Genomic DNA, 14,626 nt, shown 5'->3' on the forward strand with positions numbered 1-14,626 from the left:
GCGTGTCGGGACGCAGCGCTCGGGCGCGGACGCATCTGCCGGCGACGACGTCCTCGCTACGGGGCCGTCGGGGGTTCCCAGCCGCGGCGCGGGGCGCGCGACGTCGTCGCGACGGCGCGGCGCCGGTAGACCACGTACGGGCGCGTGAGGTAGCCGAGCGGCGCGGAGAACACGTGCACGAGGCGCGTGAACGGCCACAGGGCGAACAGGGCGAGGCCGCACAGGACGTGGAGCTGGAACGCAAGCGGGACGTCGGCCATGAGCGACGGGTCCGGCTGGAACGTGAGCAGCGAGCGGAACCACGGTGAGATGGAGCCGCGGTAGTCGTAGCCGCCGCCGAAGATCTGGTGCTGCACCGTCGCGAGCGTGCCGAACCCGATCGCGGCACCGAGCACGACGTACATGAGCTTGTCCGTGCGGGTGGTCACGCGGAACACGGCCCCCGAGAGGCGGCGGCGCAGGACGAGGATCACGAGCCCGACCACGGTGAGCACGGCCGCGACCGTCCCGGCGATCGTCGCGACGAGGTGGTAGGCGTGCTCGTCGACGCCGACGGCCTCGAGCCACGGGCGCGGCACGAGGATGCCGACGACGTGGCCGCCGATGACCATGAGGATGCCGACGTGGAACAGCGGCGAGCCGAGGCGCAGCCAGCGGTTCTCGTAGAGCTGCGACGAGCGCGTGGTCCAGCCGAACTGGTCGTAGCGGTACCGCCACACGTGGCCGACGACGAACACCGCCGCCACCGCGTACGGGACGGCGACCCACAGCAGGACGTCGAGCGGGCTCATCGTCGGGTCTCCTCGGTCAGGCTCGGGATGGTGGCGAACGGCGTGAGGTGGGACAGGTCGCTCAGGCCGACGAGCTCGGTGGGCGGTCCTGCGGCGACGAGCTCGCGGAAGCGCGCCGCCGTCTCGGACTGCATCGCGGGCAGCGTCGCGACGAGCGCGGCGACGACGTGCGCGTACGGGCTGCGGACGGTCTCGAGCGCGGCGCGCAGGACCTCGATGCCGTCGCGGTGCGCGTCGAGCACCATGCCGGCGATCTCACCGTCAGTGCGCGCGGAGAGCTCGAGCACCGTGGGCAGGTGGTCGGGCAGCTCCGAGCCGTCCGTCTCCCAGCCGGCCGCGCGGAACGCCTCGACGAACGTGACCAGCGCGGCGCCGCGCTTCCGGGTGTCCCCGGCCGCGTAGTACGACAGGTAGAGCGAGCACCGGCGCTTGAGGTCGAACGTCGTGACGTAGGCGGCCTGGAGCTCGCGGAGGGGCATGGACGCCGTGGCGTCGAGGAACGCGCGCAGGGGCCGGCGCACGTCGGCGGGCAGTCCGGCGACCACGTCCTCGACGTCCGCGCGGTGCGCGGCGGTCTCCGCGGTGGGGTAGTCCAGCAGGAGCGAGATGACGGTGTGCGCGGCGCGGCGCTGGTCGTCCGGCAGGGTGCCCGACGTCGTCGCGGTCACGGCGGCGCGCGGCGGCCGGGTCCGCGTCGCGCGCCTCATGCCGCACCCCCCGAGGGCTCGGGGCCACCCGCCGGTCGCGACGGCGGGAAGAGCCCGCCCGGCGCGCCGCTGCCGTCCCAGTTGAGCAGGTTGACGCGGCCCGACGTGGACGGCGTGTACGGGCTCGTGGCGCGCTCCTGCGTGCCGACCGCGTGGAACGGCTCGCCCGTCGTCGGCCCCGCGCCACTCATCCCCGGCCCGCCGTCGTAGTCCAGCGAGCACGCCATGTCCGTGAGCTCGCGGGCGATCTCGGTGTGGGCGGTGGGGATGACGTACCGGTCTTCGTACTTCGCGATGGCGAGCAGGCGGTACATCTCCTGGACCTGGGCGCCGGTCATCCCGACCGCGGCCGCGGTGCGTTCGTCGGCCTCCCGGCCGAGGTTGATGTCGCGCATGTAGGAGCGCATGGCGGCCAGGCGGCGCAGGACCTTCTCGACGGGGGCGGTGTCGCCGGCGGTGAACAGTCCGGCGAGGTATTCGAGCGGGATGCGCAGCTGGGAGATGGCGGCGAACAGGGTGCGTCCGTCTTCGCCGTCGTTGCCGGAGGCGGCCACGACGTCCACGACGGGGGACAGGGGTGGGATGTACCAGACCATGGGCAGGGTGCGGTACTCGGGGTGCAGGGGGAGGGCGACCTCGTACTTGGTGATGAGGTCCCAGATCGGGGAGCGTTGGGCGGCGGTGATCCAGTCCTCGGGGATGCCCTCTTGGCGTGCTGCGGCGATGACCTGGGGGTCGTTCGGGTCGAGGAAGACGGCGCGTTGGGAGGCCAGGAGCTCGTGCTCGTCCTGGACGGCGGCGGCTTCGGTGACCTTGTCGGCGTCGTACAGGACCAGGCCGAGGTAGCGCAGGCGTCCGACGCAGGTCTCGGAGCACACGGTGGGTAGGCCGACCTCGATGCGGGGGTAGCACAGGGTGCACTTCTCGGCCTTGCCGGTCTTGTGGTTGAAGTAGACCTTCTTGTAGGGGCAGCCGGTGACGCACATGCGCCACCCGCGGCACTGGTCCTGGTCGACGAGCACGATGCCGTCCTCGGCCCGCTTGTACATGGCTCCTGAGGGGCAGGACGCGACGCAGGCGGGGTTGAGGCAGTGCTCGCAGATGCGGGGCAGGTAGAACATGAACGTCTTGTCGAGCTCGGTCGCGACGTGCTCGGACATGTGGGCCAGGATCGGGTCCTGGTCCATGGTCGCGGTGGAGCCGCCGAGGTCGTCGTCCCAGTTCGCCGACCAGGAGATGTTGATGTCCTTGCCCGTGAGCAGCGACTTGGGGCGCGCGACGGGGGTGTGCTGGCCCTGGGGAGCCGAGAGCAGCATGTCGTACTCGTAGGTCCACGGTTCGTAGTAGTCGTGGATGGAGGGCAGCACGGGGTTGGAGAAGATCGTGGCGAGCTTCTTCAACCGGCCCCCGGCGCGCAGCTTGAGCTTGCCCTTCTTGGTGCGTACCCACCCGCCCTGCCAGCGGTCCTGGTCCTGGTAGGTGCGGGGGTACCCCAGTCCGGGGCGGGTCTCGACGTTGTTGAACCACACGTACTCGACCCCGGTGCGGTTGGTCCAGGCCTGCTTGCACGTGACCGAGCACGTGTGACACCCGATGCACTTGTCCAGGTTCATCACCATCGACATCTGCGCCATGACCTTCATGTCAGTAGGTCACCTCCTGAGACCTCCGGCGGATCACCGTGACCTCGTCACGCTGGTTGCCCGTCGGGCCGATGTAGTTGAAGCCGTACGACAGCTGGGCGTAGCCGCCGATGAGGTGGGTGGGCTTGAGCAGCACGCGGGTCAGGGAGTTGTGGATGCCTCCCCGCAGCCCGGACGTCTCCGACCGCGGCACGTCCACGGTCCGGTCCTTCGCGTGGTACATGAAGACCGTGCCCTCGGGCATGCGGTGCGAGACGACGGCTCGCGCGACCACGACGCCGTTGCGGTTGTAGGACTCGATCCAGTCGTTGTCCGCGACGCCGATCTTCTCCGCGTCCTGCGGGCTCATCCAGATCGTGGGGCCGCCGCGCGAGAGCGACAGCATGAAGAGGTTGTCCTGGTACTCGGAGTGGATCGACCACTTCGAGTGCGGCGTCAGGTACCGCACCGCGACCTCCGCGTAGCCCTCCGACCCCTGCGCCCCCGTGGGGGACGTGTCGCCGACGCGCGAGTCGCCGAACAGGCGGTGCATGTCGAGCGGCGGTCGGTAGACGGGGAGCTGCTCGCCGAGCTCGGTCATCCAGTCGTGGTCGAGGAAGAAGTGCTGACGGCCGGTGAGGGTGTGCCAGGGCTTGAGCCGCTCGACGTTGATGACGAAGGCGCTGTAGCGCCGTCCGCCGTGCTCCGAGCCGGACCACTCGGGAGAGGTGATGACCGCCGTCGGGCGCGACTGCACGTCCGGGAACGTGATGCGCTTGCCCTGCTCGTCCCGCGCGAGGTCGGCCAGTCGCTGCCCAGTGCGGCGCTCCAGGTCCTCGAACCCCTGCACCGCGAGCCGCCCGTTCGTCGTCCCCGAGAGCGCGAGGATCATCTCGCACACGTGGGTGTCCCGGTCCAGGCGCGGGCGCCCCGCCGTCGGGCCGTCGGCGACGACGCCGTTCGCGACGGCGAGCCGCTCGACCTCCGGCGTCGGGTCGAACGCGACGCCCTTGGTGACCATGCCCACCTCCTGGGTGAGCGGGCCGAGGGCGGCGAGCCGGTCGGCGAACGCCGGGTAGTCGCGCTCGACGACGACGAGCTTCGACATGGTCACCCCGGTCACGAGCTCGTCCTGCGGCAGGACCTCGCCGTGGGGCGTCGCCATGGCGTCGGGCGTGTCGTGCGCGAGGGGGACGGCCACGACGTCCTTGCGCACGCCCAGGTGCGCCACCGACATCTCCGAGATGCGCCGCGCGATCGTGTGGAAGATGTCGAAGTCGGTGCGCGTCTGCCACGGCGGGCTGATCGCGGGGTTGAACGAGTGCACGAACGGGTGCATGTCGGTCGACGACAGGTCGTGCTTCTCGTACCAGGTCGCGGCCGGCAGCACGACGTCGGAGAAGAGCGTCGTCGACGTCATCCGGAAGTCAGCGGTGACCAGCAGGTCGAGCTTTCCCCGGGGCGCCTCGTCGTGCCACGCGATGTCCCGCGGCCGGCGGTCCGGCCCGGATTCGGGCGCGCGCACCGCGGCGTCGGTCCCCAGCAGGTGCTTGAGGAAGTACTCGTTGCCCTTGCCCGACGACCCGAGCAGGTTCGCGCGCCACACGGTGAGGACGCGCGGGAAGTTCGCCGGGTCGTCGGGGTCGGCGCACGCGTAGTCCAGCTCGCCGGAGGAGAGCTGGTCGACGACGTGGCGCACCGGGTCCTTGCCCGCCGCCTCCGCCTCGTCCACGAGGTCGAGGGGGTTGCGGTCGAACGTCGGGTAGCTCGGCGTCCAGCCGCGCCGGACGGACTCCACCAGCGTGTCCGCCGTCGTGCGACCGGAGAGCTTCCCCGGGGCCAGCGCGGACGCGAGTGCGTCCGCGGGCAGGCCGTCGTAGCGCCACTGGTCCGTCGCGAGGTACCAGAAGGCCGTGCTGATCATGAGGCGCGGGGGTCGGACCCAGTCGAGCGCGTTGGCGTACTGCTGGAAGCCCGTGATGGGGCGGACCTTCTCCTGACCCACGTAGTGCGCCCACCCGCCGCCGTTGACGCCCTGGCAGCCGGTCATCGTCACGAGGGCGAGGAACGTGCGGTAGATCGTGTCGGAGTGGAACCAGTGGTTGGTGCCCGCACCCATGATGATCATCGACCGGCCGTCCGAGTCGAGCGCGTTCTGCGCGAACTCGCGCCCGATGCGCGCCGCGGCGACGGCGGGGACGCCGGTGATCTCCTCTTGCCAGGCGGGGGTGCCCGGGGTCGCGGGGTCGTCGTAGCCCGTCGGCCACTGGCCCGGCAGGTCGAGGTCGGGGCGGTCCACGCCGTACTGCGCGAGCAGCAGGTCGTAGACCGTCGTGACGAGGTGCTCGCCCACGCGGTGCGTCGGCACGCCGCGCCGCACCGAGCCCGCGCCGCCCTGGTGCTCGGCGCCCTCCTCGGGGGCGAGGTCGAAGCGCGGGAGATCGACGGCGACCGGCCCGCCCGACGCGCCGCCCGTCAGGTCCGCGACGGAGAGCGCCGGCTCGACACCTTCGAGGTCGAGGTTCCACCGCCCGGGGTCGCCGTAGCGGTGGCCGAGCGACCCGTTGGGGACGACGACGTCACCCTCGCGGGACAGGATCACCGTCTTCGACGCCGCGTTCGCGGTGCCGGCCTGGTCGGCGGTGGGCGTGCCGGCGAGCCGGTCCGCCGTGAGGAAGCGCCCCGGCACGTACGCGTCCTCGCGGCGCTCGAGCGTCACGAGGTACGGCGCGTCGGTGAACCGCGCCATGTAGTCGAGGAACCGGGGCGCGCGGTCGCGCACGTGAAACTCGTTGAGGATGACGTGTCCCATGGCCTGGGCGAGGGCGCCGTCGGTGCCGGGGTGGGGGGCGAGCCACTCGTCGGCGAACTTGGTGTTGTCGGCGTAGTCGGGCGACACGACGATGACCTTCTGCCCGCGGTAGCGGGCCTCGGTCATGAAGTGGGCGTCCGGGGTGCGGGTCACCGGGACGTTGGAGCCCCACATGATGCAGTAGGTGGAGTTCCACCAGTCCGCGGACTCGGGGACGTCGGTCTGGTCGCCGAAGACCTGGGGGGAGGCGACCGGGAGGTCGGCGTACCAGTCGTAGAACGACAGCATGCTCCCGCCCAGGAGCTGGACGAATCGCGACCCCACCCCGTGGGACACCATCGACATCGCGGGGATGGGCGAGAACCCGGCGACGCGGTCGGGGCCGTAGGCCTTGATGGTGTGCACGTGCGCGGCGGCGACGATCTCGGCCGCCTCGTCCCACGTGGCGCGCACGAGGCCGCCTTTGCCGCGTGCGCTCTTGTACGCACGGGCCGACTCCGGGTCGGACGTGACCTTCGCCCAGGCGAGCACGGGGTCCCCGCCCACGTCCTTCTTCGCCTGCCGGTACAGGTCCAGGAGCACGCCGCGGACGTAGGGGTAGCGCACGCGGGTGGGGGAGTAGGTGTACCAGGAGAACGCGGCGCCGCGGGGGCAGCCGCGGGGTTCGTACTCGGGGGAGTCGGGGCCGACGGAGGGGTAGTCGGTCTGCTGGGTCTCCCAGGTGATGATGCCGTCCTTGACGTAGACCTTCCAGGAGCAGGACCCGGTGCAGTTCACGCCGTGGGTGGAGCGTACGACCTTGTCGTGGGACCAGCGGTCGCGGTAGAACACGTCGCCCTGGCGTCCGCCGGTCAGGAACACCTGCCGCAGGTCGTCCGACACCTGCCCGCGTCGCAGGCGGCTGCCCAGTCGCAGCAAGGTGTCCGCGGGGTCGCGGGGGGTGCGCTCGTCGAGTGGGGGCACGACAGCTCCTCGGTTCTCGGGGTCGACTCGTCACGATCGACAGCGGGGGCGACGCCGTCGGCGGGGTCAGGAGGGGTTCGGGGCGCCCGGCCGGGCGTAGTAGTGCCACGTGAGCCACGTGCACAGGGCGAAGAACACGGCGCACCCGACGAAGAACGACCGCGCGGGGACGAGCGAGAGGCCGATGCCGACGAGGAACGGGCCGAAGGCGGCGATCGACGCGGTCCAGCCGATGACCCCGCCCGCCTGGCGGCGCGGGAAGATCATCGGCATCTGCTTGAAGGTGCCGGCGTTGCCGATGCCCGCGAACGTGAACACCGCGAGCATCCCCGCGAGGAACCAGCCGAACTGCCCGACGTCGTGCGGGTCGAGGAAGAACAGCGAGAACACCGTCGAGACCGTCATGCCGATCCCGGCGACCAGGGTCCAGATCGCGCCGCCGAACCGGTCGCACAGCGGCCCGAACCCGGCGCGCGCGGCCGACCCGAGCAGGGGGCCGAGGAACGCGTAGCGCAGCGGGTCGGGCGCGTTCTCGAACCCGCCGTACTGCGCGACGATGAGCAGGCCGAGCTGCGCCGCGAACCCGCTGAACGCCCCGAAGGTCATGAGGTAGATCGCGGTCATGATCCACGTGTGCTTGTTGCCGAAGATGTCGAGCTGCTCACGGAAGTTCGCGCTGACCGGGACCCGGCGGAGGTAGAGGCCCGCGAGCACCGCGCCGAGCACGGTCCACGGCACGAGCACGAGCCCCGCGTTGTGCAGCCACAGGTGGCTGCCGGTCTCCGTCTGCTGGGGCGTGAGGACCGCGGTGCCCAGGAGGCCGAAGCCGACGACCCACGGCGTGAGGAACTGGATGAGGCTCACGCCGAAGTTGCCGATCCCGGCCTGGAGACCGAGCGCCGTCCCCGCCATGCGCTTGGGGAAGAAGTAGCTCGTCGAGGGCATGAAGCCGGAGAACGCGCCCCCGCCGATCCCCGCGGCGACCGCGAGCAGCATGAGCACCGAGTACGGCGTGCTCGCGTCGCGCACGGCGAACGTCCAGCCGAGCATCGGCAGCAGGATGAGCGTCGCCGTGCCGCCCACGAGCGTGCGGGTGCCGACGACGGGCGGCAGGAACATGTAGACCATGCGGAACAGCCCGCCGGCGAGGCCCGGGACGGCGGTGAGCCAGTAGAGCTGCGCCGTCGTGAGGTCGAACCCGACGTCGTTGAGCCGGGGCGCGACCGCACTCACGAGGTACCACGCGCAGAACGCGAGCGTGAGGTTGTACGTCGTGATCCACAGCGTGCGCCACGCGAACCGGCGGTCCCAGCGAGACTCGTCCTCGGGGTCCCACGTCGACAGGTCCACGGTCGACGGCGTGCGCACCGCCCGCAGCAGCGAGGGGGGCCTGGTGGTGGCAGGGGCGGTCATGTCGTCCTCCCGTCGTCGCAGGTCACGACCACCGACGTCGTGACGCCGGGTCGGTACCCGGTGCGCCGTCAGCATGACCGGACGGACAGGTTCCGCGGCGGGCCGCGGACCGTGAAAAATCAGCTCGCGCGCGAGAGCTGCAGCACGCAGTGGTGCGGCTCGACGAACGGGAGCAGCGCCTCCGCCCGGACAGGCCCCCCGACGCCCGCGAGCACGCCCTGGACGAGGCCGAGGTGGACCGCGCAGACCACGTCCTCGCGGTCCGCGGCGAGCGCGAGGAACGGGCACCGGTAGAGGTGAAACCGCAGGCTGCCCTCCTCGAGCTCGGGGTCGAGCCCGAGCTGGTGCAGGTGGTCGTCGAGCGCGGCGAGCTGGTTCTCCGGTGTGGGCTCGGGCGTGGCGTCGCCCGACGTGCGGAGCACGTCGACGAGCCGTCGCCCCGCCGCGCGCGCCGGCCCGGTGAGGTCGTCGCGCGTGTCCTGCGAGGCGGCGTGCCGGGGGCCGTCGTCCCGGGGTTCGTGGGCCCCGAGGACCGCGCGGGTCAGCGCCGCCCGGACGAGGGACTCGCCGAGGCGCCGTGCCGCGCCGTCGTCCCGGGGCGGGTGCTCGCCCGCGATGGCCTCGTAGAGGATGCGCGGGCGACCCCGCGTCGTGCGGACCTCCGGGGCGCTGCGCACGAACCCCGCGTCCGCGAGCCGTTGGAGGTGCTCGCGCGTCGCGCTCGGACACAGCTCCGCCTCGCGCGAGAGGTCGGCGACCGTCATCCGGCCGTGCTCCTGGAGGGCGTGCAGCAGGGTCAGCCGGCTCGACGACGCGAGCGCGCGGTAGGTGGTCGACGTGTCCTCGGGCACGACGCCATCGTGCCCCGGCGCGCCGTCGTCGGACCGGTCCCGGGGCGGGTCCTGCGCGGATCGGTGACCAAGGTCCCGAGCGCGCGGGCCGTCAGGCTTCGGCCGCCCCCTGCTCGAGCGTCGCGCGCAGCGTCGGCCACGCGTCGGCGAACGCGGGCAGCAGGTCGAGGCCCGCGACGTCGTCGACCGGGACCCACCGGACCTCGACGCTCTCGGCGTCGGTCGCGTGCGCGTCGACGGTCGCGCCGTCCGCGACCTCCGCGAGGACGGTCGTGTACCGCCACGGGCCGTGGTCGAGCACGCGCTCGCCCACGACGCGCACGTGCGCGGGGTCGATGCCCGCCTCCTCCTCCGCCTCGCGCAGGGCTCCCTGGGCGGGCGTCTCGTCCGGCCCGACGGCGCCGCCCGGCACTCCCCACGTCCCGCCCTGGTCGGACCACGGGGCGCGGTGCTGGAGCACGACGTCGGTCAGCCGGCCCGCGCCGTCACGCCGCGCGAGCAGCAGCCCGGCCGCGCCGAACAGCCCCCAGTGCCGCCTCCCGCACTCGCACTCCACCCAGCCGTCGCCTGGCTGGAGGTGGCGGGGGAGCCGCGGGGGCGGCTCGCCGGGGTCGCGCGGCGCGGTGGGGATCGTCACGGGGCCATGCTGCCAGGCCCGTGCGGTGCTCGGCGCACGCGCCCGGAAAAGGGTGACCGCGGTGGCGTCGTCGCCGCGTACGCTGGTCCGCTTGTGAGCAGGCTCGGAGAGATCGTCGCGCCCCGGCGCATGGGCACCGGCTTCCGCTGGTTGCTGTCGTCGTCGTGGACCAGCAACGTCGGCGACGGCATCGCCCTGGCGGCGGGTCCCCTGCTCGTCGCGTCCCAGACCGACTCCGCGTTCCTCGTCGCGCTCGCCGCGCTGCTCCAGCGGCTGCCCTGGCTCCTGTTCGGGCTCTGGGCCGGCGCGCTCGCCGACCGCCTCGACCGGCGCGTCGTCGTCATGGTCGCCAACGCCCTCCGCGCGTTCGTCGTCGTCGCGCTGTGCGTCCTCATCGTCACCGGTCACGTGAGCATCGGTGTCGTGCTCGCCGTGATGTTCCTCTACGGCGTCGCCGAGGTGTTCGCCGACTCCGCGTCCCAGACCCTGCTGCCGATGCTCGTCGAGCCGCGCGACCTCGGCACGGGCAACGCGCGGCTCCAGGCAGGCTTCCTCACCGCCAACCAGCTGCTCGGACCGCCGGTGGGCGCCTTCCTCTTCGCGCTCGGGATGGTCTGGCCGTTCGTCGTCCAGATCGTGTGCGTCGCGCTCGCCGTCGTGCTCGTGGGACGGATCGCGACCACGCCGGGCGGCGTGCGCGAGACGCAGACGCACATCCGCCAGGACATCGCCGAGGGTGTGCGGTGGATCCTCGGGAACGCCCCGGTGCGGACGCTCGCGCTCGTCATCCTCGCCTTCAACGTGACCTGGGCGGCGCCGTGGGGCGTCCTCGTCAAGTACGCGCTCGACCACCTCGACATGGGTGAGGTCGGCTTCGGGCTGCTCACGACGGCGTCCGCCGTCGGCGGCGTCGTGGGCATCGTGTCGTTCGGCTGGCTCGAGCGCCACGCGCGCCTGTCGACACTCATGCGCGTGTGCCTCTCGCTCGAGGTCCTCATGCACCTCGCGCTCGCGCTCACCACGACCGGCTGGGTCGCGCTCGCGATCATGGTCGTGTTCGGGGCGTACGCGTTCGTGTGGGGCACCGTGTCCAACACGATCCGCCAGCGCGCCGTCCCGACGGAGTTCCAGGGTCGCGTCGGCTCGGTCTACATGGTCTGCGTGTTCGGCGGCAGCGTCGTCGGGCAGGCGCTCGGCGGCGTCCTCGCCGAGGCGTGGGGGATCACCGCGCCGTTCTGGTTCGCATTCGTCGGCGCGGGCGTCACGCTCGCGCTCGTGTGGCGCCAGCTCGGTCACATCGCTCATGCCGGAGAGGTCCCGGCTGCCGACTGACGGTCGTCCGCCGTCGGCGAATTCCGTGGACGGTGTGGGTGGCGGCCGTCAGGATGTGCGGGTGAGCCATACGCCGTACGAGAACAGCGACGCCCCCATCGCCGACGTCGCGGACGGCGCGGAGGCCGACGCCCCCGTCGACGACACGCTCGCCAAGCCCCGGTGGCGGCGGGACACCGCGATCTTCCTCTCCGGACAGACCGTCTCCCTGTTCGGCTCGATGCTCGTGCAGTACGCCGTCATGTGGCACCTGACGATCGAGACGAAGTCCGGTGCCGTGCTCGCGCTGAGCACCCTCTTCGGGTTCCTGCCGCAGGCGATCGTGTCGATCTTCGGCGGCGTGTGGGCGGACCGCGTGAACCGCAAGGCGCTCGTCATCGCCGCGGACGGCACGATCGCCGTGACGACCCTCGCGCTCGCGCTGCTCATGCTCGGCGGCGCGGACGACCTCTGGCTCATCTACGCCGCGCTCGCGATCCGCTCCACGGGTGCCGGCATCCAGACCCCAGCCGTCGCCGCCCTGCTCCCGCAGATCGTCCCGACCAGCAAGCTGCTGCGCGTCAACGGGATCAACCAGTCGATCCAGTCCGCGATGATGCTCCTCGCGCCGGCGGTCGCGGCGGCCGTGTACGCCAGCACGTCCATCGTGTCCGTCTTCTTCATCGACGTCGTCACCGCCGTGATCGGCATCGGGCTCCTCCTGCTCGTCTCCGTCCCCACGCTCGCGCACGCCGCCGCGGGAGAGCGGGCCGGGTACTTCGACGACCTCGTCGAGGGCTTCCGCTACCTCGGCTCCCACCCGTTCGTGCGCTGGGTCCTCGGCCTCTACGCCGTCGTGTTCCTCCTCATCGTCGCGCCGTCGTACCTCACCCCGCTCATGGTCGCGCGGACCTTCGGCGAGGAGGTCTGGAAGCTCACCGTCAACGAGGTCGCCTTCTCCGTCGGCATGCTGCTCGGCGGCGTGCTCCTCGCGACCTGGGGCGGGCTCAAGAACCGCATCGCCATGATCGTCGGCTCGACGTTCGTCTTCGGCGTGCTGTCCGTCGCGATGGGACTCTCCACGAACATGTGGGTCTTCTTCGCCTTCATGTTCCTGCTCGGGCTGTCCGTCCCGCCGTTCTCGACGACCTCCATGACCGTCCTCCAGGAGACCGTCGAGCCCGAGCGTCAGGGCCGCGTCTTCGGCTTCGTCGGCATCGTCATGGCCGTCTCGATGCCGCTCGGCATGGTCGTCTTCGGCCCGCTCGCCGACCGCTTCACCGTCGAGTCGCTCCTCGTCGTCTCCGGGATCCTCATGTTCCTCGTCATCACCGTCGCCGTCGCCCTCCCCTCGGGCCGCCGCGCGATCCGCGCCGCCGCCCAGCACGACTAGCACTCACCTCGTCCGCGGTGAGCCGGGTCGACGGTCCGCGTGGTCGGGTCGGGTCCACGGCCCGCGCTGTCGGGTCCGCGGTGGGGTCGGACCGTGTGCTCGGACTTGCGCACCGTCACCCTGGTCGGTCTGGCGGAGTTCTGGGAGTGCGCCTTTGACGTCCTTCGCACACGGTCCGACCCCACCGCTCGTCCTGCCCGTCACCGCACCACCTCGGCCCAGCCCGGCGCCTCGACCACGCGGGCCGTGCACCGAGCTCGACGGTGGCGCGGAGGGTCAGTCGACGATCTCGCAGATGGCCGTGCCGGAGCTGACGCTCGCGCCGGCGGTGGCGGAGAGGGAGCGGACGGTGCCGGCGCGGTGCGCGAGGAGCGGCTGCTCCATCTTCATGGCCTCGAGCACGACGACGAGGTCGCCCTCGGCGACCTGGGTGCCGTCCGCGACGGCGACCTTGACGATCGTGCCCTGCATGGGGGAGGCGAGCGTGGTGCCGGAGGCGCCGCCGTTGGCCTTGGTGGCGCTGCGGCGAGCGGGGCGACGCGCGGCGTTGGCGGTGCGGGCGCGACCTGCGGCCATGCCGAGGCCGGCCGGGAGGACGACCTCGAGGCGCTTGCCGCCCACCTCGACGACGACGCGCTCGGTCGCGAGGGGCTCGTCGTCCTCGTCGGCGGACGCGGCCGGGGCGGGCGCGAGCGCGGCGAGCTGGTCGGCGAACTCGGTCTCGATCCAGCGGGTGTGCACCCGGAACGGCTCGTCGTCGGTGGGGACGAACGCCTCGGCGTCGAGCACGGCGCGGTGGAACGGCACGACGGTCGGAATGCCCTCGACCTCGAGCTCGCGCAGCGCGCGGCGGGCCCGCTGGACGGCCTGCTCGCGCGTGGCGCCCGTGACGATGACCTTGGCGATCATCGAGTCGAACGCGCCGGAGATCGTGTCGCCCTCGGCGACGCCGGAGTCGACGCGCACGCCGGGGCCGGACGGGAAGCGCAAGCGCGTGATGCGGCCGGGGGCGGGGAGGAAGTTCGCGGCGGGGTCCTCGCCGTTGATGCGGAACTCGATCGAGTGGCCGCGCACCTGCGTCGACGTGTAGCCGAGCGGCTCGCCCGCGGCGATGCGCAGCTGCTCGCGGACGAGGTCGATGCCGGTGACCTCCTCGGACACGGGGTGCTCGACCTGCAGGCGCGTGTTGACCTCGAGGAAGGAGATGGTCCCGTCGGCGCCGACGAGGAACTCGCACGTGCCCGCGCCGACGTAGCCGGCCTCGCGCAGGATCGCCTCGGACGCCTTGTACAGCTCGGCCTCCTGGGCGGCGCTGAGGTACGGCGCCGGCGCCTCCTCGACGAGCTTCTGGTGGCGGCGCTGGAGGGAGCAGTCGCGCGTCGAGACGACGACGACCGTGCCGTGCTCGTCCGCGAGGCACTGGGTCTCCACGTGCCGGGGCGTGTCGAGGTACCGCTCGACGAAGCACTCGCCGCGCCCGAACGCGGCCGTGGCCTCGCGGACCGCGGACTCGTAGAGCTCGTCGATCTCGTCCGCAGTGCGCGCGACCTTGAGCCCGCGACCGCCGCCGCCGAACGCCGCCTTGATCGCGATGGGCAGCCCGTGCTCGGCGGCGAACGCGTGCACCTCGCTCGCGTCGGCGACCGGGTCGGGCGTGCCGGGGACCAGCGGGGCGCCGGCGCGCTGGGCGATGTGGCGCGCGCTCACCTTGTCGCCGAGCGCGTCGATCGCGGCCGGCGGCGGGCCGATCCAGACGAGGCCCGCGTCGAGCACGGCCTGGGCGAACTCCGCGTTCTCGGCGAGGAAGCCGTACCCGGGGTGCACCGCGTCCGCGCCGGAGCGGCGCGCGACGTCGAGCAGCTTCGCGATGTCGAGGTACGTCTCGGCCGCACGGGAGCCGCCGAGCGCGAACGCCTCGTCGGCGAGGTGCACGTGCGGCGCCGGCCGGTCGGGGTCGGCGTAGACCGCGACGGACGCGATGCCGGCGTCGGCGCAGGCGCGGACGATCCGGACGGCGATCTCGCCACGGTTGGCGACGAGGACCTTGCTCAGGGGGCGGGTGGGGTTCGCGGGCACGGCTCACGGTAACGCGTGCGCGCCGCGCCGATCACGCTCCCGGGCCGGGT

The 14,626-nt window shown here is 72.3% G+C and carries 10 protein-coding genes; 2 read left to right on the top strand and 8 right to left on the bottom strand.

Features of this window, described 5'->3' with window-relative positions; all coding sequences use genetic code 11:
• Positions 1 to 56 precede the first annotated feature (56 nt).
• From narI to ACFWH7_RS04235, 7 genes are all read right to left on the bottom strand, one after another.
• On the bottom strand, positions 57 to 791 hold the full coding sequence (gene narI, locus ACFWH7_RS04205; protein ID WP_378215192.1) for a respiratory nitrate reductase subunit gamma: 735 nt from the start codon (positions 789 to 791) through the stop codon (positions 57 to 59).
• Positions 788 to 1,498 carry a nitrate reductase molybdenum cofactor assembly chaperone gene (gene narJ, locus ACFWH7_RS04210; protein ID WP_378215193.1) on the bottom strand — a complete coding sequence of 237 codons (711 nt, stop codon included), beginning with the start codon at positions 1,496 to 1,498 and terminating at the stop codon, positions 788 to 790. The genes narI and narJ overlap by 4 nt, the downstream gene beginning before the upstream one ends.
• Complete coding sequence (gene narH, locus ACFWH7_RS04215; protein ID WP_378215194.1) at positions 1,495 to 3,141, bottom strand: nitrate reductase subunit beta; 1,647 nt, start codon at positions 3,139 to 3,141, stop codon at positions 1,495 to 1,497. The genes narJ and narH overlap by 4 nt, the downstream gene beginning before the upstream one ends.
• 1 nt (position 3,142) lies before the next feature.
• A complete protein-coding gene (locus ACFWH7_RS04220) occupies positions 3,143 to 6,895 on the bottom strand; it encodes a nitrate reductase subunit alpha (RefSeq protein ID WP_378215195.1) in 3,753 nt (1,250 codons plus the stop codon).
• Positions 6,896 to 6,961: 66 nt separating this feature from the next.
• Positions 6,962 to 8,308 (bottom strand): MFS transporter, encoded by a 1,347-nt coding sequence (locus ACFWH7_RS04225; RefSeq protein WP_378215196.1) that lies wholly within the window; start codon positions 8,306 to 8,308, stop codon positions 6,962 to 6,964.
• A 119-nt stretch (positions 8,309 to 8,427) separates the two neighbouring features.
• A complete protein-coding gene (locus ACFWH7_RS04230) occupies positions 8,428 to 9,159 on the bottom strand; it encodes a helix-turn-helix transcriptional regulator (RefSeq protein WP_378215197.1) in 732 nt (243 codons plus the stop codon).
• Between the two features lie 91 nt (positions 9,160 to 9,250).
• Positions 9,251 to 9,790, bottom strand: coding sequence for an NUDIX hydrolase (locus ACFWH7_RS04235; RefSeq protein ID WP_378215278.1), 540 nt, complete (start codon positions 9,788 to 9,790; stop codon positions 9,251 to 9,253).
• Between the two features lie 135 nt (positions 9,791 to 9,925).
• Here ACFWH7_RS04235 and ACFWH7_RS04240 point away from each other — a divergent pair, with 135 nt between their 5' ends.
• Both ACFWH7_RS04240 and ACFWH7_RS04245 read left to right on the top strand, forming a co-directional pair.
• Positions 9,926 to 11,128 carry an MFS transporter gene (locus ACFWH7_RS04240; protein ID WP_378215279.1) on the top strand — a complete coding sequence of 401 codons (1,203 nt, stop codon included), beginning with the start codon at positions 9,926 to 9,928 and terminating at the stop codon, positions 11,126 to 11,128.
• A gap of 61 nt (positions 11,129 to 11,189) precedes the next feature.
• Positions 11,190 to 12,500: an MFS transporter gene (locus tag ACFWH7_RS04245; RefSeq protein WP_378215198.1), complete on the top strand. Its 1,311-nt coding sequence runs from the start codon at positions 11,190 to 11,192 to the stop codon at positions 12,498 to 12,500.
• Positions 12,501 to 12,776: 276 nt separating this feature from the next.
• On the opposite strand, the gene ACFWH7_RS04250 is transcribed toward ACFWH7_RS04245, so the two are convergent.
• Entirely contained in the window at positions 12,777 to 14,576 is a 1,800-nt protein-coding gene (locus tag ACFWH7_RS04250) for an acetyl/propionyl/methylcrotonyl-CoA carboxylase subunit alpha (RefSeq protein ID WP_378215200.1), read from the bottom strand.
• Positions 14,577 to 14,626 lie beyond the last annotated feature (50 nt).

The organism is Cellulosimicrobium cellulans, from assembly GCF_042723955.1.
GTDB classification, from domain to species: domain Bacteria; phylum Actinomycetota; class Actinomycetes; order Actinomycetales; family Cellulomonadaceae; genus Cellulosimicrobium; species Cellulosimicrobium cellulans_H.

Excerpts from the sequence above, each read along its gene's own strand:
- narH (WP_378215194.1), bottom strand. The coding sequence starts at position 3,141 with ATGAAGGTCATGGCGCAGATGTCGATGGTGATGAACCTGGACAAGTGC.
- narI (WP_378215192.1), bottom strand. The coding sequence starts at position 791 with ATGAGCCCGCTCGACGTCCTGCTGTGGGTCGCCGTCCCGTACGCGGTG.
- narJ (WP_378215193.1), bottom strand. The coding sequence starts at position 1,498 with ATGAGGCGCGCGACGCGGACCCGGCCGCCGCGCGCCGCCGTGACCGCG.
- ACFWH7_RS04225 (WP_378215196.1), bottom strand. The coding sequence starts at position 8,308 with ATGACCGCCCCTGCCACCACCAGGCCCCCCTCGCTGCTGCGGGCGGTG.
- ACFWH7_RS04240 (WP_378215279.1), top strand. The coding sequence starts at position 9,926 with ATGGGCACCGGCTTCCGCTGGTTGCTGTCGTCGTCGTGGACCAGCAAC.